The sequence below is a fragment of the Burkholderia sp. 567 genome (genome assembly GCF_040545115.1).
Taxonomy (GTDB): domain Bacteria; phylum Pseudomonadota; class Gammaproteobacteria; order Burkholderiales; family Burkholderiaceae; genus Burkholderia; species Burkholderia ambifaria.
In genome coordinates, this window is record NZ_JBEPLG010000005.1 from 189,954 (window position 1) to 209,758 (window position 19,805).

Below are 19,805 nucleotides of genomic sequence, written 5' to 3' on the forward strand. Positions count from 1 at the left end.
ATCTCCTTGCTGTGGACCACGCAGCGCCGATGCCGCGCGGCCGGTTCAATCCAGTTGCGGGCGGCCGCCGCGGGATGCGGCGCGCGCGGCCCGCGGCCGGTCATTTCAGTTCGGCGGCGAAATCTTCTTCCCAGTATTCGCCGGGCATGCGCGTCGTCGCATCGTCGCCGCGCTCGATCTCGCGGCGGCGCAGCTCGACGCGGCGGATCTTCCCCGAGATGGTCTTCGGCAGCTCGGCGAATTGCAGGCGGCGGATGCGCTTGTACGGCGCGAGCTTCTCGCGCGAGAAGCGGAAGATCTCCAGCGCAAGCGCCGGGCTTTCCTCGTAGCCCTGGCGCAGCGTGATAAAGGTTTTCGGCACCGACAGCCGCACCGGGTCCGGGCTCGGCACGACGGCCGCCTCCGCGATCGCAGGATGCTCGATCAGCACGCTTTCCAGCTCGAACGGGCTCAGCCGGTAGTCGGACGACTTGAACACGTCGTCCGCGCGGCCGATGTACACGTAGTAGCCGTCGTCGCCGCGCATCGCGATGTCCGACGTGCGGTAATGGCCGTCGCGCATCGCATGGGCCGTCGCGTCGGGATTGTTCGCATAGCCGTTCATCAGCCCGACCGGGCGCGACGCGCCCGCGCCGATCGGCAGCGCGACCTCGCCTTCGCTGACGGGTGCGCCGTCCGGGTCGAGCAGCGCGATCCGGTATCCCGGCAGCGGCCGCCCCATCGAGCCGGCGACCACCGGCTGGCCCGGCGTGTTGCCGATCAGGCAGGTCGTCTCGGTCTGGCCGTAGCCGTCGCGAATCGTGATGCCCCATGCCTTCTTCACGCGCTCGATGATCTCCGGATTGAGCGGCTCGCCCGCGCCGACGATCTCGCGCAGCTTCACGTCGAACGATGCGAGCGGCTGCTGCATGAGCATCCGCCACACGGTCGGTGGCGCGCACAGCGTGGTCACGCGGTATTTGACGAGCGCATCGAGCACGACCTTCGGCTCGAAGCGCGCGTAGTTGAACGCGAACACGCACGCCTGCGCATTCCACGGCGCGAAGAAGCAGCTCCACGCGTGCTTCGCCCAGCCCGGCGAGCTGATGTTCCAGTGGATGTCGCCCGGCTGCAGGCCGACCCAGTACATCGTCGACAGGTGCCCGACCGGATAGGTGCGGTGCGTATGCTCGACGAGCTTCGGCTTCGACGTCGTGCCCGACGTGAAGTACAGCAGCATCGTTTCGTTCGACTGCGTGACGGCGTCGGGGGTGAACACGTCGCTCGCCGCGTAGCCGTCGTTCATCGCAAGCCAGCCGTCGCGCGGCGCGCCGGCGACGATCTTGCGCCTCAGGCCGAGATCGGCCTGTTCGAACTTCGCGGTTTCATTCTCGTCGACGATCGCGTAGGTGGCGCCGCCGATCTGCACGCGGTCGCGCACGTCGTCGGCCGACAGCTGGGTAGTGGCGGGCAGCACGATCGCGCCGAGCTTCATCGCGGCGAGCATCGCGTCCCACAACTCGACACGGTTCGGCAGCATCAGCAGGATCCGGTCGCCGCGCCCGACGCCGATGCCGCGCAGCCAGTTCGCGATCCGCGACGAGCGCTCGGCCATCTGCGCGAACGAATACGGGTCGCCCGTCCCGGTTGCCGCGTCCACGATCCACAGCGCGGGCTGGTCGTTGCCGCGCGCCATCGGGTCGAAGTAGTCGAGCGCCCAGTTGAACGCATCGAGCACCGGCCATTCGAAATCGCGGTAGGCGGTGTCGTAGTCGGTGCGATGGCGCAGCAGAAAGTCGCGTGCGTCCAGGAATGCCTGTACTGTCATCGTGTCGTCTCCAGTCTCCATGCCCAGCGGTCGACCGGCGCAGGCGCTGCAGCGCCCGTCCGGTTCCCTGTTGCGCCGCGCACGGTCACGTCGTTGCGTGCCGCGTTTGCCGCGCTGCCCTCGTGCCCTGCCTGTTTGCCTGCTTGTCGGTTCGCGTGGTGTTCGACGGAGCGAGCGCCGCGACTCAAAGCTGTCGCGCGATCACCATCCGCTGCACTTCGCTGGTGCCTTCGTAGATCTGCGTGATGCGCGCGTCGCGATAATGACGCTCGACTTCGTAATCGGCGAGGTAACCGTAGCCACCGTGGATCTGGATCGCGTCGGAACACACGCGCTCGGCCATCTCGGATGCGAACAGCTTCGCCTGCGACGCCTCCGACAGGCACGGCAGCCCGGCGGTACGCAGCTTCGCCGCGTGATGCACGAGCAGGCGCGCCGCGTTGATCTGGGTGGCCATGTCGGCGAGCTTCTGCTGGATCGCCTGGTGCTCGGCGATCGGCTTGCCGAACTGCACGCGCTCGCCCGCATAGCGGCGCGCCTTGTCGAACGCGGCGCGCGCGATGCCGAGCGCCTGCGCGGCGATGCCGATCCGGCCGCCTTCGAGGTTCGACAGCGCGATCTTCAGCCCTTCACCGCGATTGCCGAGCAGGTTTTCTTCCGGAATCGCGCAGTTCTCGAACGTGATCGCGCACGTGTCGGACGCGCGGATGCCCATCTTCTTCTCGGGTTTGCCGACGATGAAGCCCGGCGTGTCGGTCGGCACCAGGAACGCGGAAATGCCGCGCTTGCCGGCTTCCGGGTCGGTCATGGCAAAAACGATCGCGACGCCGGCGCGCTGGCCGTTGGTCACGAACTGCTTCGCGCCGTTCAGCACCCACTTGCCGTCGCGCAGTTCCGCCCGCGTGCGCAGGTTGTGCGCCTCGGAGCCGGCCTGCGGCTCGGTCAGGCAGAACGCGCCGATGATGCGGCCCGCCGCCATCTCGGCCAGCCAGCGATCCTTCTGCGCGGGCGTGCCGAAGCCAAGGATCGGCCCGCAGCCGACCGAGTTGTGCACGCTCATCATCGTCGCGCACGCGGCGTCGCCGGCGGCGATCTCCTCCATCGCCAGCGCGTAGGCGACGTAATCCGTATACGCGCCGCCCAGTTCCTGCGGCACGATCATCCCGAGCAGGCCGAGTTCGCCCAGCTGCGCGACGACGGCGTCGGGCAGGTGCGCGTCGTGGTCCCACTGCGCGGCGTTCGGGGCCAGCACCTCCGTGGCAAAAGCGCGCGCGGCGTCGCGGATCATCCGCTGGTCTTCGGTGTAAAGCTCGTCCATGGCGCTGCTGTCTCCTGCGGCCGCGTGCGGCGACCGACCTTCCGTTTCGATGCAACAAGTGTAGGCAAGCACGCGCGACTGTTCGATGCTCGCGCCGCTCATTTACACTGAGCGTTTTTGCCATACCGGCGGCGTCGATGAAGCAGGAAGACAAGGGCACCATCGCGATCAGCCTCGTCGCGTACAGCATCGCGCTCGCCACCCGGCGCGGCGTCGCGGCCGAGCCGCTGCTCGCGCAGGCCGGCATCGCGCCCGCGCTACTCGACCAGCCGCGCGCGCGGGTGTCCGCGCAGCAATACGGCGCGTTGTGGAACGCGATCGCCCGCGCGCTCGACGACGAGTTTTTCGGGCAGGACCGCCACCCGATGCGCAGCGGCAGCTTCATCGCGATGAGCCAGGCCGCGCTGTCCGCGCAAGACGGACTGCACGCGATGGCGCGCGCGGTGAATTTCCTGCACTGCGTGCTCGACGACCTGCACGCGGAGCTCGACGCCAATCCGCAGCGCGTGCGGCTGCGTTTCGTGCACCGCAACAGCGCGGCGGCGCCCGCGATGTTCACGTACGCGACCTATTTCATCATCGTGTACGGGCTCACCTGCTGGCTGATCGGGCGGCGCATCCCGGTGCTGCACGCGAGCTTCCGCTGCGACACGCCGCCGGCCGAACACGAATACCCGTCGATGCTGTGCGACGACATGCGCTTCAACCAGCCCGACTCGTATGTCGATTTCGATCCCGAATTCGCGACGCTGCCGGTCGTGCAGAACGCGAAGACGCTGAAGACGTTCCTGCGTAACGCGCCGGCCAGCTTCATCGTCAAGTACCGCAACCCGAATGCGCTCGCGCAGCGCGTGCGCACGGTGCTGCGCGGGATGCCGCCCGCCGCGTGGCCGGGCGCGGGCGGGATGGCCGCGCGGCTGCATGTGGCCGAGGCGACGCTGCGCCGCAAGCTGCATCAGGAAGGCCACGCGTACCAGTCGATCAAGGACACACTGCGGCGCGACCTCGCGTTCGAGGCGCTGGCCGATCCGTCGCGGACCATCGCCGACGTCGCGGCCGCCACCGGTTTCGCGGAACCGAGCGCGTTCTATCGCGCGTTTCGCAAATGGAGCGGGCGCAGCCCGGCCGAATACCGGGAAGAAGCGCTCGCGCGCGGCAACGGCGCCGGCTGAGTGCGCGGCCGGCGGCCCCGCCTTCGCGCTTTGCCCCGAAACCGCCTAATCTTCAAGCATCGGGCCAACGCCCTTTTCCGCGAGCCGGACGGCGTGCGGCCGCGCGCCGCCCGGACGCCCCGATGCCCATTCATCGTCATGGGCCGCCGTCATCGGCATCGCCCGACGGCCGCCCCCGTCACCCGCTGGTCGCGCGGGTCGCGCGCGCCGCGCTGTTCGCGGCGCTGCTCGTCGTATGCGCGGCGGTTGCCGCCCCGCCCCCCGCCGGCTCGTCCGCCGCACCCGCCGCCGCGCCACCGGTCATCGTGATTCCGGTCAACGGCGCGATCGGGCCGGCCAGCGCCGACTTCATCGTCCGCTCGATCGAGCGCGCGGCGCACGACCACGCGCCGCTCGCGATCCTGCAGCTCGACACGCCCGGCGGGCTCGACACGTCGATGCGGCAGATCATCAAGGCGATCCTCGGCTCGCCGGTGCCGGTGGCCGCGTTCGTCGCGCCCGGCGGCGCACGGGCCGCAAGCGCGGGCACCTATATCGTCTACGCGAGCCACATCGCCGCAATGGCGCCCGGCACCAATCTCGGCGCGGCCTCGCCGGTGCAGTTCGGCATCGGCGGCGGCGCGCCCGGTACGCCGGGTACGCCGGGAACACCGGGCACGCCCCGGCCGTCGCCGGCCGGGACATCGGGCGCTGGCGGCGCCTCCGGCGCCTCGTCCACGCCCGTCGCGCTGCCGAACGACACGCAGTCGACCGAGATCCGCAAGGCGACCCAGGACGCCGCCGCGTACATCCGCGGCCTCGCGCAGCTGCGCGGACGCAATGCCGAATGGGCCGAGCGCGCGGTGCGCGAAGCCGTGAGCCTGTCGGCGAACGAGGCGCGCGCGCAGCATGTCGTCGACCTGATCGCGCAGGATGCGGCCGACCTCGCGCGCCAGCTCGACGGCCGCACCGTGACGACCAGCGCCGGCACGCTGCACCTCGCGACCGCGCATGCGCCGCTCGTCGTGCTCGCGCCCGACTGGCGCAGCCGCTTCCTGTCGATCATCGCCGATCCGAACGTCGCGCTGATCCTGCTCACGATCGGCATCTACGGGCTGTTCTTCGAATTCGCGAATCCCGGCTTCGTGCTGCCGGGCCTCGCCGGCACCATCTGCCTGCTGATCGGGCTGTTCGCGATGCAATTGCTGCCGGTCAGCTATGCGGGCCTGGGGCTCGTGCTGCTCGGTCTCGGCTGCCTCGTCGCCGAGGCGTTCCTGCCGACTTTCGGCGTACTCGGTTTCGGCGGGATCGTGGCGTTTACGATCGGCGCGCTGATGCTGATCGACACCGACGTGCCCGGCTACGGGATTCCGTGGCCCGTGATCGCGAGCCTGGCGCTCGGCGGCGCGCTGTTCGTCGCCGTCGTATCGAGCGTCGCGCTGCGCGCGCGGCGGCGCCCGGTCGTGACGGGCGCCGAGGCGATGCTCGGCAGCATCGGCGAAGTGCTCGACGACGGCCTGCACCCGGATCAACCGATGGCCGCGAGCGGCGTCGCGCCGTCGGCCGCCGGCTGGGCGCGCGTGCACGGCGAGCGCTGGCGGGTCGCGAGCAGCGTGCCGCTCGCCTCCGGCTGCCGCGTGCGCGTGACCGGCCGCCAGGGGCTGACGCTGACCGTCACGCCGCTCTACGACGTGCCCGGGCAGGCACAACCCCAAGGAGAACCTTCATGATCGGTTACACGTTCGGCTTCAGCAGCGTCCTGATCGTCTTCGTCGTGGTGCTCGTCGCGTCGTCGATCCGCATCTTCCGCGAATACGAGCGCGGCGTCGTGTTCATGCTCGGCCGGTTCTGGAAAGTGAAGGGGCCGGGGCTCGTGCTGATCATCCCGATCGTCCAGCAGGTCGTGCGGATCGACCTGCGCACCGTCGTGTTCGACGTGCCGCCGCAGGACGTGATCACGCGCGACAACGTGTCGGTGAAGGTCAATGCGGTCGTGTATTTCCGCGTGGTCGATCCGGAGAAGGCCGTGATCCAGGTCGCGCACTTCTTCGACGCGACCAGCCAGCTGTCGCAGACGACGCTGCGTTCGGTGCTCGGCAAGCACGAGCTCGACGCGCTGCTCGCCGAGCGCGAGCAGCTGAACGCCGACATCCAGAAGACGCTCGACGCGCAGACCGATGCGTGGGGGATCAAGGTATCGACGGTCGAGATCAAGCACGTCGACCTGAACGAGACGATGGTGCGCGCGATCGCGCGGCAGGCCGAGGCCGAGCGCGAGCGGCGCGCGAAGGTGATTCATGCGGAAGGCGAACTGCAGGCGTCGGAGAAGCTGCTGCAGGCCGCGCAGCGGCTCGCGCTGCAGCCGCAGGCGATGCAGCTGCGCTACCTGCAGACGCTGACGACGATCGCGGCCGACAAGAATTCGACGATCGTGTTTCCGCTGCCGATCGATCTGCTCGGGTCGCTGCTGGATCGGTTGGGCGTGAAGCGGGAGCCTTGAGATGCGCGTGTGCCGGCTCGCACGAGGCCGCGGCCGATGCGGATGGACGCCGGGCCGCGGCGGCCCGGCGCCCGGCCCGCGTCAGGCCAGCAGCTTGCGCTCGGTCTTGCCGTACTTGAGCGACTTCTCGTCGGGGATCATCAGGCCCGTGTGCTCGTCGCGGCCCTGCAGCAGGAAGCGCGCGTCCGGCTTGCCGATCTGTTCTGCCGCGAGCGTGCTGTCCGCGCCGATCTCGCCCTTCTTCATCCGGTTGACGATCACGCCGGCCGCGGTGTCCTTGAAATCGCGCAGCATCCACGCGTCGCCGTCACTGTCCCCGAACACCAGCAGCGGGCCGTAACCCTTCTTCGACGCGAGGACGTTGCGGATGCCCACCGTCTTGCCGGGCCCCCAGTTGAAATGCCAGCCGGCCGGATAGGTGCTCGTGTACCTGCCGTCCTGCATGTCGAGACGCAGGCCGATCACGTTCTCGGGCGCCACGCCGTAGCCATAGTTCGGATTGCCGGCGAACACGCGCACGACGTCGTCGAGCGACGCGGTGCTCACGTACACGTCGATGCCGTTCGCACGCAGCGTATGCATCACCGCGCGGATTTCCTCGTGAATGCGGATGCCGTGGAAATGGGTATCGGCCACCACGCCGGCCTTGCCCGGCAGCGCCTTCGGGCTTTCGTAGCGAACCTTGCGCAGCGCGTCGCCGATCCCGTAGTTGTTCGACGCTTCCGCCATCGCCTGCAGCTCGGCGGTCGTCATGTTCTTGTAGAAGTAGATGATCCACTTGTAGCCGACTTCGAGCGGATGCGTGTCGCAGATCGCGTCGTACATGAAGTACAGCTTCGCGCGAAAATCCTTGAACTGGTCGGTCTCGCGAATCTCGTCGAGGCTCTTGTCGCCGCCGAAGCCCTTGTAGTTCGCATGGAGCCAGCGGTAGTCGGACTCGACGTCGGCGGCGAGGTCCTCCATCGTCACCGGCTTGCCGTCGATGGTCGTGTAGTCCTTCATGAACGCGCCCTTCGGCACGTCCTTCCACATCACGGCGACGAACTCGTCCGGCGTCAGCTTGTACTGCAGATGGTTGATCTGGTACATCAGCAACGCCTCTTCGCAGTCGTTCATGATGCACGTGTTGTCCCAGTCGAACACCGCATACGGGCGGCGCTTTCCATCGTAGCGCGCGCTCGCGACGCCATGCTGGTCGAGCACCGCCTGCAGGCGCGCGGCGTTGAACGGCGACCAGCGGCCCGGGTCCAGCGTGTCCGGCGCGATTGCGCTCTTCGCGCCGGCGATGCCGGCCTTGAGCATGAGCGGCGTCGCGGCGGTCGCCGCGGCAAGGGTGTTCATGAACCGGCGGCGTTGCATGGTCTCTCTCTCCGTTGAAATGCCGAATCGGCTTCGGTCGCTGCCCCGCGCGACGCGCGGCACACCGGCCCGGCGAAGCCGCAAAGGCTTCGAATAGGGGCGGATGATGTGACGAAATTATTTCGGCAATTTGACAGCGTCGCGCCGCGACACGACGGAGAGTTGATCCGGCGCGACATGCGGGGCCCCCGCCGGAACCTCGCGTGGTGCCCCCGGCCGGCTCCCCGCTCGGGGGCGCGTGCGCAGCAGCGGGCCGGCCGGCCCGACCGCCGGAAACCTAGAGCTTCTCCTCCATTTCGGCTCTCCATTAGGAGAAGTCCTCATCTCCGCGGGCTCGCATGCGACGTCGAACCGGTTATGATCGTTACATCAATCAATGGCACATTAAATGCTGACTGAATAATTCGCCCAAGATCGCCGGCGGATGCGTTCCGGATCAGCGCACAAGCCTTCCACAGGACTCGCGTCGCGCCGACACGCAAACGCGGGCCGACACATGGAGACGCATCATGACCGCTGACCACCCGCTGCCGGAAGTCCACCTCGACGAGCTGCCGCAATTCCGCGCGGTCCAGCAGCTTGCGTACCGCTGCGTCGAAACCGTCGGCGCGATGCTCTACCCCGGCATCACCGAAAAGGAAGCCGCGCGCCTGCTGACCGAATGGCTGCAGGACCACGGCGTGCACGACTGGCTGCACAAGCCGTTCGCGTGGTTCGGCGAGCGCACCGCGTTCGAGGGCTTCTCCGGCCTCAAGCACATGGGCGGCTTCAACCTCGCGTTCTTCCCGAGCCACCGCCAGCTCGAAACCGACATGCCCGTGATCCTCGACGTCGCGCCCGTGCTCGACGGGGTCGTCGCGGACGTCGGCTACGCGCACTGCCTCGGCCGCAACCCGATCCTCGAACAGCTGCAGGACGACCTGATGGACCATCGCGACATGATCGTGCGGCTCGTGAAGGCGCGCCGCCCGATGGCCGAGGTCGCGCAGGCGGTCGACGCGCTGTGCCGCCGCCAGGGCGTCGAGCCGCGCCACAAGGCCTATCCGTTCAAGGTGCTCGCGCATCGCGTCGCGAAGATCCACAAGCCGTCGAAACCGCGCTTCGTCGCGCGCTTCGGGCTGAACGCGACGCGCAACCTGCTGCTCGACCAGGGCCGCGCGGCGAAGCGGCAGGGCTGGTCGCCGCTGTGGTCGATCGACCGCCGCTCCGAACATGCGCCCGTGCCGGGCCTGTGGGCCGTCGAGCCGCATCTCGGCTTCGCCGGCGTCGGCGCGAAATTCGAGGAACTGCTGGTGATCACCGACGACGACGCGTACTGGCTCGACGACGACCTGCCGCACGTGCGCCGCCGGCAGCGCCGCCAGGCCGAACGCGCGCAGGCGGTCGCGACGGTGCCGGCCGCTGCGTGACGCGTCCGCGTCACCTCTTTCTTCCGAAGCTCCGAATCCCCAAAGCCCCGAATCCCTGAACGACGGACTCACGATGCAGCCTCTTTCCGACGAAGCGCCGCTGGCCCTGTTCGAATTGCTTCACAGCGAGACGGCCGTCGCCTCCGGCGACCTGACGCTCGCGGTCAGGACCTGGGGCGACCCGGCCCGCTCGCCGGTCGTGCTCGTGCACGGCTACCCCGACGACAGCAGCGTCTGGCAGCAGGTCGCGCCGCTGCTCGCGCGCAAGCACTACGTGATCGCCTACGATGTGCGCGGCGCGGGCCTGTCCGGCGTGCCGACGCGCACGGCCGACTACCACCTCGCGAAGCTGACCGACGACTTCATCGCGGTGATCGACACGCTCTGCCCGGGCCGCGCGGTGCACCTGATCGCGCACGACTGGGGCTCGATCCAGGGCTGGGAATTCGTCACGGATCCGCAGCTCGCCGGCCGCATCGCGTCATACACGTCGTGCTCGGGGCCGTGCCTCGACCACGTCGGCTTCTGGCTGCGCGAACGCGTGCTGCGGCCGACGCCCGCGTCGTTGGCCAAGCTCGGCGGCCAGCTCGTGCGCTCGTGGTACGTGGTCTTATTCCACCTGCCGTTCATCCCCGAGCTGAGCTGGCGGCTGTGGCTCGGTCGCGCATGGCCGCGCCTGCTGCACCGGCTCGAGAAAGCGCCGATCGCCCCGCGCGCGACGCAGGCCGACGACGGCGCGCACGGCGTGCGCCTCTATCGCGCGAACTTCATCCGCTGCCTGTTCGCGCCGCGCGAGCGCTACGCGCACGCTCCCGTGCAGACGATCGTGCCGCTCGGCGACAAGTACGTGAGCCCGGCGCTGTCCGAGAACCTGTCGCGCTGGGTGCCGCAGTACTACCGCCGCGAAGTCGCGGCCGGCCCCTGGCTGCCGCTCGCCGATCCCGCGCGCTTCGCGGGCCTCGCCGAGCAGCTGATCGACGCGGTCGAATCGGGCGACGAGCCGCCCGCGCTCGCGAACGCACGCCGGCGCGCGACCAGCGGCCGCTTCAGCGGCAAGGTCGTGGTCGTCACCGGCGCGGGCAGCGGCATCGGCCGCTGCGCGGCGCTCGCGTTCGCCCGCGAAGGCGCGACCGTCGTCGCGTGCGATATCGAACTCGCGAGCGCCGAGCGCACCGCGCTGCTGCTCGGTCTGATCGGCGCGCAGGCACACGCGAAATGCGTGGACGTCGGATCCGCCGACGAGATGGAAGCACTCGCGACGTGGGTCGGCAGCGAACTCGGCGGCGCGGACGTCGTGATCAACAACGCGGGCATCGGCATGGCCGGCGGCATTCTGGACACGACCGCCCACCACTGGGAGCGCATCCTGCACGTGAACCTGTGGGGCGTGATCCACGGCTCGCGACTGTTCGCCCGGCAGATGGCCGCGCGCGGCACCGGCGGCCACATCGTCAACACCGCGTCGGCCGCCGCGTTCGGGCCGTCGCGCGACCTGCCCGCCTACGCGACGACGAAAGCCGCCGTGCTGATGCTCAGCGAATGCATGCGTGCGGAACTCGCGGAGAAAGGCATCGGCGTGACGGCCGTGTGCCCGGGCTTCGCGGAAACCGGAATCATGGCGTCGACGCAATACGCGGGCGCCAACGCTCAGGACGAGGCGCGGCTGCGCAAACGCGCGACGAAGCTGTACCAGATGCGCGGCCTGAAGCCCGAGACCGTCGCGCAGGCGATGGTCGACGGTGTGCTGCGCAACCGGCCGATCGTCGCGGTAGGCGCCGAGGCGCATGCGCTGCGCATCGTGGGCCGCTTCATGCCGTGGCTCGGCCGGATGCTCGCCCGCATCGGCATGGCATCGCATTGACGGCGCAGGCCACCGCAGAGGAACGGAGACACAGATGACCGCTACCGCCGACTATCACCCGATCAAGGCCCGGCACGTGAAGTTCGACTTCAGCGACACGCCGATCACGTGGGTGCCGAGCGACCCGTGCAGCACGCACATCATCAACACGCTGAACCTGCTGTTCCCGGAAGGCGAGCTGTGGTTCTGCCGCGTGTACAACAAGGCGCTGCCGCACATCACCGATGCACGCTTGCGCGACGAAGCCGAAGGCTTCCTGCGTCAGGAAGCCGTGCATTCGCGCTCGCACGGCGGCGTGCTCAAGCATTACTACGACCGGCATGGGATCGACACGAAGCCGTTCACGCAGAAGCTGAACTGGCTGTTCACACGCGTGCTCGGCGAAGCGCCGCTCGGACTGAAGATCGGCCACACGCGCTTCTGGCTGCGGCAACAACTCGCGGTGATCGCGTCGCTCGAACATTTCTTCGGGTATCTCGGCAACTGGGTGCTCAATGCGCACGGGCTCGACGAAGGCCACGCAGATCCGACGATGGTCGACCTGCTGCGCTGGCACGGCGCGGAGGAAGTCGAGCACCGCACCGTCGCGTTCGACATCTACAACCACGTGGGCGGCAACTACCCGGAGCGCTGCCTGCACATGGCGTTCGTGATCGTGCTGCTGCTCTACTTCATCACGAGCGGCGCAAGATTCATGTACCGGCGCGACCCGGCCGCGGGCCGCTATCCGGGTTTCGTGCTGTCGTGGTGGAAGGGTTCGCGGCGCGGCCACCTGCCGTCGTTCTGGAAAGTGATCGGCGCGGCGCTGCGCTATTTCAAGCCGGGCTATACGCCGCACCATGAAGGCTCGACCGAGCAGGCGCTCGCGTATCTGGCCCGCTCGCCCGCCGCGCAGGCGGCCGCGCACGGCGGCAACTGGGGCACGACGAAGGGCGCGTGAACGGCTGCCCGAGCGAGGTCGGCGGCGGCTTTGTCACGGCCTCGGCGGGCGGCGCCCGCCGAAGTGCGTACAATCGCGGCTTCATTTCCCGGAGGTGCCGCGATGGCCATGAAGAAAACCGATCTAGAAAAGAACAAGGCGCTCAAGCTGACGCAAGCGATGAAGCAGTCGAACGCCGCGCGATTCGGCAAGGGCGCCGAGGAAGCGCCGAAGCTCGATCGCCGCGCGCAGCGCAAGCTCGACCAGGAACAGGGCCTCGTGCCGTTCGCGTGCAAGCTCAACGCCGATCTCGTCGAACAGCTGAAGGCGCGCGCCGCCACGCACCCGGAAGGGATGACCGGCCTGCTGTCCGAACTGCTCGTGAACGGCCTCGCCCAGCGCGACGCGTGATCGCCACGTATCTCGAAAATAGTCGTTGACAACGCAGGACGACATCGACAAACTCGTTCGCATGCCTACGTTCAAGCACATCGCCATCGCGAAACATTGCTCGGTGAACATTCGAAAGAATGGATCACGGGAGGCGCTTGTGCGTTAGCATCCGAGCAGTACCGCATGTCACACAAGGCCTCACCGGAAACGGATGAGGCCTTTTTGTTCTGGTGCGCGTCATCCGTCCGGCTCAACGAATGGAGCAGACGATGGACCAGGCAAGCCCGTTGTTCGACCGTCCCGACCGTCCCGATACGCGCCGCGGTGGCGCGATCACGTTACCGACCGTCGTGATCCGTTTCGCGGTCGCGCCGCGCACGACCCTGACCTGGCGCGCGCCGAGCGATGCGGAAATCCGTGCGCACGGCGCGCCGCTGTGGATCACGCGGCCGCCGAGCGTCGACGATTACTGGGTGCAACCCGGCGACGTGCTGCGCATCGCGCGCGGCGATCGCATCTGGCTCGGCACCGATGACGACCGCGCGGCCGAAGCGTCGATCACGACGGCGTACGTGCGGCGCGGCGAACGGCTCAGACGCACGCTCGCGCAAGTGCAACGTTTGCTCGTCGGACGATGGCGAAGAAGAGATTGACGATGCGCGCTGACGCGCGCAACGAGGCACCGGAGCGCGCGAAATTACCGCATCCGGAAACGGACGCACCGGCGGCGCACTGCGTCGCCGGTGCGCATCGAATCACGCGGCACGCCCATGCATGCCGCGCGCGATCGCGCGCCGTGCGCAACAACCGTCACCTGCATTGCATGCATCAGCTTCAGGTGCTGGCGGCGAGACGCGGGCCCGTGCTACGGGGAGTGGAATCAAGATCGGGGCGTTGCGCGGCATGCGAGGTCACCCACGGGTCGATGCCTTGTTTTTGCACCTCCTCGAGGAATGACACGCGTGCACGCCAGTAATCCGCTTGTAATTTCGCATCGATGACGCGCTGTTCGGCTGTGAACAGTTCCATGCGCGCCGTCACGAGCATCGACGCAGCGGTTTTTTCCGGCGTGGGGGCGTGCCGCATCGCCCAACGGCTGATCCAGTTCAACATGCTGACCTCCGTGAATACGGACGAACCCGCATCGGGCAATCGCAATCGGTCGCGCCTGCCCGAATGCGCGGCGACCGTCACCACACTTCACCGCCTGGCCTGCACGGACTGCGACTCCCCCGCGTCGGCAATAACCGGCCAGCGTGTGTGCGCGGTGTATCTATCCTAGAAAGACTTGCCGGTTTACGCGATGACCTCTTGCAATCTTTTACACAGAAACCACAGTCGCGCCGGCATCGAGAAATGACAGTTGCGGACGGGACGGCTTCGGAGCAGGATAGCCCGATATCTGCACGCGCCCGGACCGACGAACGGCCGCCGCACGCCGCTGCGCACCCGCGCCGGCCACGCGCGCCGCGTTCGCGCATGCGTTGCGCCGGCCCCGCGGTCGTCCAGCATGCGGGCGCTCCATGGCAGTCGCATGTCATCGTGCGGCGGCCGCGCGCCGCGCGTCCCTCATGCCGTTGCGCCCGCATCGGCCGACACGGTCCGCCCGCCGTCGAATCGTTTCCATCCTTTCTACCTGCCCGCTCCGTCCAAACCGGTAAAATGCGCGCCTTCCTCGCGCGGCCGGCCTGTCCGACCGTTCGCGCGAACGCAGCCGATCGTGCCCCGCAACTATATCGTCCGAGCTATCCGCGCTATTACAATCCGCCGATAGCGCGGCAATAGTGGCTGGTTACAGTACGCCGGCCGCGCGCTGCCGTTACAACAATTCGGCACAAACAACAAGCAACACGACAACCCGACCGGAGAAACGCCTTCATGGAATCCATCAAGCGGTATTTCGGCTTCGCTGAAGCCGGCACCGACTTCCGCACCGAAATACTCGCGGGCGTCACCACGTTCCTGACGATGGCTTACATCATCTTCGTCAACCCGGCGATCCTCGGCGACGCCGGCATGCCGAAGGAATCCGTGTTCGTCGCGACCTGCCTCGTCGCGGCGCTGGCGTCGCTCATCATGGGGCTGTACGCGAACTACCCGATCGCCTGCGCGCCGGGCATGGGCCTGAACGCGTATTTCGCGTACACGGTCGTCAAGGGGATGGGTTTCACGTGGCAGGCCGCGCTCGGCGCGGTATTCATCTCCGGCTGCCTGTTCCTGCTCGTCACGCTGTTCCGCGTGCGCGAGGCGATCGTCAACGGCATTCCGAAATCGCTGCGCATCTCGATCACCGCCGGCATCGGCCTGTTCCTCGGCATCATCTCGCTGAAGACCTCCGGCGTGATCGTCGGCAGCCCGGCCACGCTCGTCACGCTCGGCGACCTGCACAAGCACGACACGATCCTCGCGATCATCGGCTTCTTCACGATCGTCACGCTCGACCATCTGCGCGTGCGCGGCGCGATCCTGATCGGCATCATCGGCGTGACGATCCTGTCGTTCTTCTTCGGCGGCAACCAGTTCCACGGCGTGTTCTCCGCGCCGCCGTCGATCGACGCGACGCTGTTCAAGCTCGACATCGGCGCCGCCCTGTCGACCGGCATCATCAACGTGATCCTCGTGTTCTTCCTCGTCGAGCTGTTCGACGCGACCGGCACGCTGATGGGCGTCGCGAACCGCGCGGGCCTGCTCGTCGAAGGCAAGATGAACCGCCTGAACAAGGCGCTGCTCGCCGACAGCACCGCGATCGTCGCGGGCTCGGTGCTCGGCACGTCGTCGACCACCGCGTATATCGAAAGCGCATCGGGCGTGCAGGCCGGCGGCCGCACGGGTGTGACGGCGATCACCGTCGCGGTGCTGTTCCTCGCGTGCCTGTTCATCGCGCCGCTCGCCGGCGTCGTGCCGGCCTACGCGACCGCGCCCGCGCTGCTGTACGTGTCGTGCCTGATGCTGCGCGAGATGGTGGACGTGCCGTGGGACGATGCGACCGAAGCCGTGCCGGCCGCGCTGACCGCGCTGCTGATGCCGTTCACGTATTCGATCGCGAACGGCGTCGCGTTCGGCTTCATCTCGTATGGCGGCCTGAAGCTGCTGACGGGCCAGGCCCGCACGGTCAAGCCGGTCGTGTGGATCATCGCGGCCGTGTTCCTGTTCCGCTTCTTCTATCTCGGCAGCGAGTGACGCACGCGCATCGGTGCGATGCGCGATGAAACGACGCCACCTTCGGGTGGCGTTTTTGTTGGGCTACGCGCATCACGCGTCCGCCTGCCGCAGTACCCAGTGCGCAAAGGTCTGCAGCGGACCATCGCCCAGTTCCAGCGCGTCGGGCAACACGAGACAGAAGCGCTTGACCACGCCCCGACCGTCGGGCCAGGGGGCCGCGAGCGATCCTTGCGCGATCTCGGCGTCGACATAGAGCCGCGGCACCAGCGCGACGCCGAGCCCGGCCTGCGCCGCCGCGATCAGCATCGAGTACAGATCGTAGCGCGCGCCGGCGGCCGGATTGTTCACAGCCAACCCCGTCTCCTGCACGTACGCCGACCATGCATCCGGCGTCTGGCGCTTGTGCAGGCGCGGCAGCGTGCCCAGCAACGCGTCCGGATGCCCGCCCGCGAGCAGCGACGGATGGCAGACCGGCACCAGCACCTCCTCGCACAGCCGGTACGTATGCATGCCGGCCCATGCCGGATGCTCGAAATGAATCGCCGCATCGAATCCGCTGCCGGCCAGCACGAACGGCTCGGCGCGATCGGCGAAATGCACGGTGATGTTCGGATGCCGCGTCTGGAAATCCTTGAGCCGTGGAATCAGCCAGCGCGTCGCAAACGTCGGCGTCACGGCGATATCCACGCTGCCGCCGTCGCCGGGCTGCCCCATCATGTACTGGCTGTCGCGCTCGAGCCGATCCAGCACTTCGCGAACCTGCGCCGCGTAGCGCGCGCCGTTCGGCGCAACCCGAACGCGGTTGCCGACCCGCTCGAACAGCGACACGCCCAGAAACATCTCCAGCCGGCCGATCTGCCGGCTGATCGCGCCTTCGGTCAGCGCCAACTCGTCGGCCGCACGCGCGAAGCTCCCATGCCGCGCCGCGGCCTCGAATGCCATCAATGCCGAATTGCTCGGAATCCTGCGTCGCGTCACGATTGCTCCCGGTTCGACCCGCGTCGGTCATAGCTTGATCAAACGTCATTGAACGGTGATGAATCATCGTTTGTCGCCCGCTCGTTGGCTAATTATCATGACAAAAACTCAACCCGTCGAGCGGCAACCCATCCCGAAGGCCGCTTTGCTACCCGTGGAGGTGTGATGATCTATGCCGTTGAATGCAGCATCGCCGAGCCCGCCGTCGAAGCCGAGTGGAACGACTTCTACAGCCGCGTCAAACTGCCGGCGCTGATTTCCGTGTGCGGCTTTCGCACGTCGCAACGCTTTCGTGCCGTCGATGGCGACGGCCCCGTCTACCTTGCGCTGCACACGATCGACAGCGCCGACGTGCTGACGTCGGCCGAGTACCGCGACAAAGGCGGCGGCAATTTCGCGCGCTGGCAGCCGCACATCGTCGAGTGGCGCCGCAACGTGTACGACAGCGCCGCACCGGCGCCGGCCGTCTCCGGCAATCAATGGCTGGCCGTTTGCGACAACGCCGCCCCGTTCGCACAAGCGGGAATCGCCGCCACGGCCCTGCATGCGATCGCGCTGGACCGCCTGCCGGCCGCTCGCTGGCTGGCCGTGCTGGATCAGGATCAGGCGCGGCTCGTGTCCGGCACCGCGATCCGGCTTTATGCACCGACGGGCGACCGGCTCGTCAGCGCGCCGGCGGCGGCAACGGCACACTGACGGGAGGCCCGCCATGCCCAGCGTCACGATTTTCATCCCCGAGGCGAACATGCCGGCGAACGCGGCGCTCGACGGACTGTCGTCGGCCTGCGAGACACTCTGCACCGACGTGCTGAGCGCCGCGCCCGGCACGATTCACGTCGCCTATGTGCCGGTCCGGCACGGCCGCGGACATCCGGTCAGCGCGGAGATCCGCTTTCGCATCGCATCGTTTCGCACCACTGAATTGATGGATCGGTTCATGGCCGAACTGGATCGCGAGATTCTCCGCTACACCGGATGCGTCGCACGCATCCGCTGCTTCGGCTACGACACCGCCCACCTTCACGCGCGACATTGACCCATGAGCACACTCATTCCCCGCCTGTCATTTCCGCGTCGTCAGGTCGGCGATTTCTCGGTGACCGCGATCAGCGACGGCACGCTGACGGCCGGCCTCGACCTGCTGTCGAACATCGACGTGGATGAGGCGGCCGGCATCATGCATCGCGCCGGCATACACGCGCCGTCGGACGTCAACATCAACTGCTACGTGATACGCGGAAACGGCAGCACCGTGCTCGTCGACACCGGTGCCGGCGGTATCCGGAACTGGGGCGGCCTGCTACGTCCGTCACTAGCGCACGCCGGTATCGATGCACGCGACATCGACACGATCCTGCTCACGCACGCGCATCCCGACCACATCGGCGGTCTGCTCGACGCGGACGGACAGCCGGCCTTTGCGCAAGCGGCGGTAATCATTCATGGACGGGAACGCGCGTTCTGGCTGGACGACGACGCGTACGAGCGGGCAAGTGAACGCGCACGCGTCAATTTCCAGATCGCCCGACGGACCTTCGACGCTTACCGCGCGCAGCTTCGTACGATCGAGGCAGGCGACGTACTGCCCGGCATCGTCGCGGTGCCGCTACCGGGGCACACGCCGGGCCACACCGGCTATCGCGTTGAATCGCGCGGCGAGCGCCTGCTGATCTGGGGCGATCTCGTGCATTTCGCGCCGATCCAGGTCGCCCGGCCCGACGTATCGATCGCGTTCGACCAGGATCCGTCGCAGGCATCCGCGACGCGCGCGGCCACGCTCGCCGAAGTCGCTTCGGACAACGTGTTGATCGCGGGCATGCACCTCACCGACTCGGGCTTCGCACGCATCGCGCGCGCGAATGGTGCAACCGACGGCGCGTATGCGCTCATCGGGGCGGATTGACGGAAACGGAACGCAGGCACGCTATCGCGCCGCACGATGTTGGCATCGTGCCATCCGCCCCAAGCGGGACTCCGGACCAGCATGCGCCGATACGACACGGGCGCCGGTATCCGGCGCCCGCTCCGTCGCTGCCCGGTCGTCCGGTTCAGCGCCAGTTCGCCTCGTAGAAGCGCACGTAGCCGCTGCGCAGCGTCAGGCATTGCGCGCGCGTTTCGGACAGCAGCCGCCGCGCGGCCGCCTCGATACGCTCGCGATGCTGATCGTACGCACCGACCATGTCCTCGAAGCGCGGCGACGCCGCACCGAAATGGTCCTCCAGCGCCTCGGCGGTGATCTGACATTGGACGCGCTCGCCATTGACCAACGCCGTGAATCCAAGCATCAGGTCGCGCCCCGAATATTCGGGCTTCTCATTCGTGAAATGAATTTGCATGGGAGCCGCCTATCGGCCGGTAGAAAGCAAATGACCGCGTCCGTCGTCCGCTACCGGCCGGACGAAAAATGTACGCGGGCTCGCCGGCGGAGGCACGATCCACGGAGGGTATGGCGCGGACAATGCATGCCGGTTGCATTCCACTTTAGACGGTTTCGCGCAGGAGGCAATATTTACGACGCGCGTCGTTTCGACGCGCATTTCCTCTGACCAGCGCAACATCCGACACCGTTTTCCGAATGGCGTCAGTGAGGGTCGGTGGGCCAGATATTCAGCGAGATCGCGGCGGTCGTGGCGCCTACCGCAATGGCGGCGGCCCCGTATTGCACCGCATCGGCCAAGTCGAACAGCAGACCGTGGATCGCCACGGCAATGCCGCCCAGCATGATGAAGGTGGCGATGGCCGCCAGCACGACTCTCAGTTCCGTCCGAACCATGATGCGTCTCCCGAACGGATGCATGTCACGTCGCATGCATGTTGCGATGCGGAACACGGCGCGTGCGTGCTCCGCTTTCATCATTGCAGGCGGGTGCTTAAAAGCAAGGGGTTTTTATACTCAGTCGCACAACGCGCGCCGCGCTTGTATGATGAGGCGATATCGATGGCGGCGG

Annotated in this window: 19 protein-coding genes; 12 read left to right on the top strand and 7 right to left on the bottom strand. The window is 67.6% G+C overall.

From position 1 onward, the window contains the following. Positions 1–100: 100 nt before the first annotated feature. Together ABIC50_RS16680 and ABIC50_RS16685 are read right to left on the bottom strand one after the other, a co-directional pair. Positions 101–1,807, bottom strand: a complete 1,707-nt coding sequence (locus ABIC50_RS16680; RefSeq protein ID WP_354165536.1) for an AMP-binding protein — start codon at positions 1,805–1,807, stop codon at positions 101–103. Between the two features lie 184 nt (positions 1,808–1,991). Then, positions 1,992–3,125, bottom strand: a complete 1,134-nt coding sequence (locus tag ABIC50_RS16685; protein ID WP_006753001.1) for an acyl-CoA dehydrogenase family protein — start codon at positions 3,123–3,125, stop codon at positions 1,992–1,994. A gap of 137 nt (positions 3,126–3,262) precedes the next feature. Here ABIC50_RS16685 and ABIC50_RS16690 point away from each other — a divergent pair, with 137 nt between their 5' ends. The 3 genes from ABIC50_RS16690 to ABIC50_RS16700 all read left to right on the top strand — a co-directional run bounded on the left by ABIC50_RS16690 (position 3,263) and on the right by ABIC50_RS16700 (position 6,776). After that, positions 3,263–4,297 (top strand): AraC family transcriptional regulator, encoded by a 1,035-nt coding sequence (locus ABIC50_RS16690; RefSeq protein ID WP_354165538.1) that lies wholly within the window; start codon positions 3,263–3,265, stop codon positions 4,295–4,297. Positions 4,298–4,419: 122 nt separating this feature from the next. Further along, positions 4,420–6,006 (top strand): NfeD family protein, encoded by a 1,587-nt coding sequence (locus ABIC50_RS16695; RefSeq protein WP_354165540.1) that lies wholly within the window; start codon positions 4,420–4,422, stop codon positions 6,004–6,006. After that, positions 6,003–6,776, top strand: coding sequence for a slipin family protein (locus ABIC50_RS16700; RefSeq protein ID WP_175726556.1), 774 nt, complete (start codon positions 6,003–6,005; stop codon positions 6,774–6,776). The genes ABIC50_RS16695 and ABIC50_RS16700 overlap by 4 nt, the downstream gene beginning before the upstream one ends. Positions 6,777–6,857: 81 nt before the next feature. Here the strand turns inward: ABIC50_RS16700 and ABIC50_RS16705 are convergent, their stop codons facing one another. Next, complete coding sequence (locus ABIC50_RS16705) at positions 6,858–8,135, bottom strand: HAD family hydrolase (protein WP_175734710.1); 1,278 nt, start codon at positions 8,133–8,135, stop codon at positions 6,858–6,860. 509 nt (positions 8,136–8,644) lie between these two features. Here ABIC50_RS16705 and ABIC50_RS16710 point away from each other — a divergent pair. The 5 genes from ABIC50_RS16710 (at position 8,645) to ABIC50_RS16730 (ending at position 13,370) form a co-directional block, all read left to right on the top strand. Beyond that, complete coding sequence (locus ABIC50_RS16710; RefSeq protein WP_354165542.1) at positions 8,645–9,544, top strand: M24 family metallopeptidase; 900 nt, start codon at positions 8,645–8,647, stop codon at positions 9,542–9,544. Between the two features lie 73 nt (positions 9,545–9,617). After that, a complete protein-coding gene (locus tag ABIC50_RS16715) occupies positions 9,618–11,405 on the top strand; it encodes an SDR family oxidoreductase (protein WP_354165544.1) in 1,788 nt (595 codons plus the stop codon). Between the two features lie 34 nt (positions 11,406–11,439). Beyond that, a complete protein-coding gene (locus ABIC50_RS16720) occupies positions 11,440–12,345 on the top strand; it encodes a metal-dependent hydrolase (RefSeq protein ID WP_354165546.1) in 906 nt (301 codons plus the stop codon). Between the two features lie 102 nt (positions 12,346–12,447). Next, the gene (locus ABIC50_RS16725) at positions 12,448–12,735 is read left to right on the top strand and encodes a hypothetical protein (protein ID WP_006749455.1); all 288 of its coding nucleotides are present in this window, start codon (positions 12,448–12,450) and stop codon (positions 12,733–12,735) included. Positions 12,736–12,986: 251 nt separating this feature from the next. Beyond that, positions 12,987–13,370, top strand: a complete 384-nt coding sequence (locus tag ABIC50_RS16730) for a DUF2917 domain-containing protein (RefSeq protein WP_175699471.1) — start codon at positions 12,987–12,989, stop codon at positions 13,368–13,370. A gap of 181 nt (positions 13,371–13,551) precedes the next feature. Here ABIC50_RS16730 and ABIC50_RS16735 read toward each other — a convergent pair whose 3' ends face one another. Beyond that, positions 13,552–13,830 (bottom strand): hypothetical protein, encoded by a 279-nt coding sequence (locus ABIC50_RS16735; protein WP_354165549.1) that lies wholly within the window; start codon positions 13,828–13,830, stop codon positions 13,552–13,554. A gap of 765 nt (positions 13,831–14,595) precedes the next feature. Here ABIC50_RS16735 and ABIC50_RS16740 point away from each other — a divergent pair. Then, positions 14,596–15,897: an NCS2 family permease gene (locus tag ABIC50_RS16740; RefSeq protein ID WP_011659376.1), complete on the top strand. Its 1,302-nt coding sequence runs from the start codon at positions 14,596–14,598 to the stop codon at positions 15,895–15,897. Positions 15,898–15,969: 72 nt separating this feature from the next. On the opposite strand, the gene ABIC50_RS16745 is transcribed toward ABIC50_RS16740, so the two are convergent. Then, positions 15,970–16,821 carry a LysR substrate-binding domain-containing protein gene (locus ABIC50_RS16745; protein ID WP_354165551.1) on the bottom strand — a complete coding sequence of 284 codons (852 nt, stop codon included), beginning with the start codon at positions 16,819–16,821 and terminating at the stop codon, positions 15,970–15,972. 201 nt (positions 16,822–17,022) lie between these two features. Here ABIC50_RS16745 and ABIC50_RS16750 point away from each other — a divergent pair, with 201 nt between their 5' ends. From ABIC50_RS16750 to ABIC50_RS16760, 3 genes are read left to right on the top strand one after another with little or no spacing between them, the layout of a single operon-like run. Beyond that, positions 17,023–17,553, top strand: a complete 531-nt coding sequence (locus tag ABIC50_RS16750; RefSeq protein ID WP_354165906.1) for a sugar ABC transporter — start codon at positions 17,023–17,025, stop codon at positions 17,551–17,553. 13 nt (positions 17,554–17,566) lie between these two features. After that, positions 17,567–17,893 carry a hypothetical protein gene (locus ABIC50_RS16755; RefSeq protein WP_165753567.1) on the top strand — a complete coding sequence of 109 codons (327 nt, stop codon included), beginning with the start codon at positions 17,567–17,569 and terminating at the stop codon, positions 17,891–17,893. Positions 17,894–17,896: 3 nt separating this feature from the next. Then, positions 17,897–18,760 carry an MBL fold metallo-hydrolase gene (locus ABIC50_RS16760; protein ID WP_354165552.1) on the top strand — a complete coding sequence of 288 codons (864 nt, stop codon included), beginning with the start codon at positions 17,897–17,899 and terminating at the stop codon, positions 18,758–18,760. 145 nt (positions 18,761–18,905) lie between these two features. On the opposite strand, the gene ABIC50_RS16765 is transcribed toward ABIC50_RS16760, so the two are convergent. Further along, positions 18,906–19,193: a DUF1488 family protein gene (locus ABIC50_RS16765; protein ID WP_011659381.1), complete on the bottom strand. Its 288-nt coding sequence runs from the start codon at positions 19,191–19,193 to the stop codon at positions 18,906–18,908. A gap of 245 nt (positions 19,194–19,438) precedes the next feature. Beyond that, complete coding sequence (locus ABIC50_RS16770) at positions 19,439–19,630, bottom strand: DUF2964 family protein (RefSeq protein ID WP_041491684.1); 192 nt, start codon at positions 19,628–19,630, stop codon at positions 19,439–19,441. Positions 19,631–19,805 lie beyond the last annotated feature (175 nt).

Excerpts from the sequence above, each read along its gene's own strand:
- ABIC50_RS16680 (WP_354165536.1), bottom strand. The coding sequence starts at position 1,807 with ATGACAGTACAGGCATTCCTGGACGCACGCGACTTTCTGCTGCGCCAT.
- ABIC50_RS16685 (WP_006753001.1), bottom strand. The coding sequence starts at position 3,125 with ATGGACGAGCTTTACACCGAAGACCAGCGGATGATCCGCGACGCCGCG.
- ABIC50_RS16690 (WP_354165538.1), top strand. The coding sequence starts at position 3,263 with ATGAAGCAGGAAGACAAGGGCACCATCGCGATCAGCCTCGTCGCGTAC.
- ABIC50_RS16695 (WP_354165540.1), top strand. The coding sequence starts at position 4,420 with ATGCCCATTCATCGTCATGGGCCGCCGTCATCGGCATCGCCCGACGGC.
- ABIC50_RS16700 (WP_175726556.1), top strand. The coding sequence starts at position 6,003 with ATGATCGGTTACACGTTCGGCTTCAGCAGCGTCCTGATCGTCTTCGTC.
- ABIC50_RS16705 (WP_175734710.1), bottom strand. The coding sequence starts at position 8,135 with ATGCAACGCCGCCGGTTCATGAACACCCTTGCCGCGGCGACCGCCGCG.
- ABIC50_RS16710 (WP_354165542.1), top strand. The coding sequence starts at position 8,645 with ATGACCGCTGACCACCCGCTGCCGGAAGTCCACCTCGACGAGCTGCCG.
- ABIC50_RS16715 (WP_354165544.1), top strand. The coding sequence starts at position 9,618 with ATGCAGCCTCTTTCCGACGAAGCGCCGCTGGCCCTGTTCGAATTGCTT.
- ABIC50_RS16720 (WP_354165546.1), top strand. The coding sequence starts at position 11,440 with ATGACCGCTACCGCCGACTATCACCCGATCAAGGCCCGGCACGTGAAG.
- ABIC50_RS16725 (WP_006749455.1), top strand. The coding sequence starts at position 12,448 with ATGGCCATGAAGAAAACCGATCTAGAAAAGAACAAGGCGCTCAAGCTG.
- ABIC50_RS16730 (WP_175699471.1), top strand. The coding sequence starts at position 12,987 with ATGGACCAGGCAAGCCCGTTGTTCGACCGTCCCGACCGTCCCGATACG.
- ABIC50_RS16735 (WP_354165549.1), bottom strand. The coding sequence starts at position 13,830 with ATGTTGAACTGGATCAGCCGTTGGGCGATGCGGCACGCCCCCACGCCG.
- ABIC50_RS16740 (WP_011659376.1), top strand. The coding sequence starts at position 14,596 with ATGGAATCCATCAAGCGGTATTTCGGCTTCGCTGAAGCCGGCACCGAC.
- ABIC50_RS16745 (WP_354165551.1), bottom strand. The coding sequence starts at position 16,821 with ATGGCATTCGAGGCCGCGGCGCGGCATGGGAGCTTCGCGCGTGCGGCC.
- ABIC50_RS16750 (WP_354165906.1), top strand. The coding sequence starts at position 17,023 with ATGATCTATGCCGTTGAATGCAGCATCGCCGAGCCCGCCGTCGAAGCC.
- ABIC50_RS16755 (WP_165753567.1), top strand. The coding sequence starts at position 17,567 with ATGCCCAGCGTCACGATTTTCATCCCCGAGGCGAACATGCCGGCGAAC.
- ABIC50_RS16760 (WP_354165552.1), top strand. The coding sequence starts at position 17,897 with ATGAGCACACTCATTCCCCGCCTGTCATTTCCGCGTCGTCAGGTCGGC.
- ABIC50_RS16765 (WP_011659381.1), bottom strand. The coding sequence starts at position 19,193 with ATGCAAATTCATTTCACGAATGAGAAGCCCGAATATTCGGGGCGCGAC.
- ABIC50_RS16770 (WP_041491684.1), bottom strand. The coding sequence starts at position 19,630 with ATGGTTCGGACGGAACTGAGAGTCGTGCTGGCGGCCATCGCCACCTTC.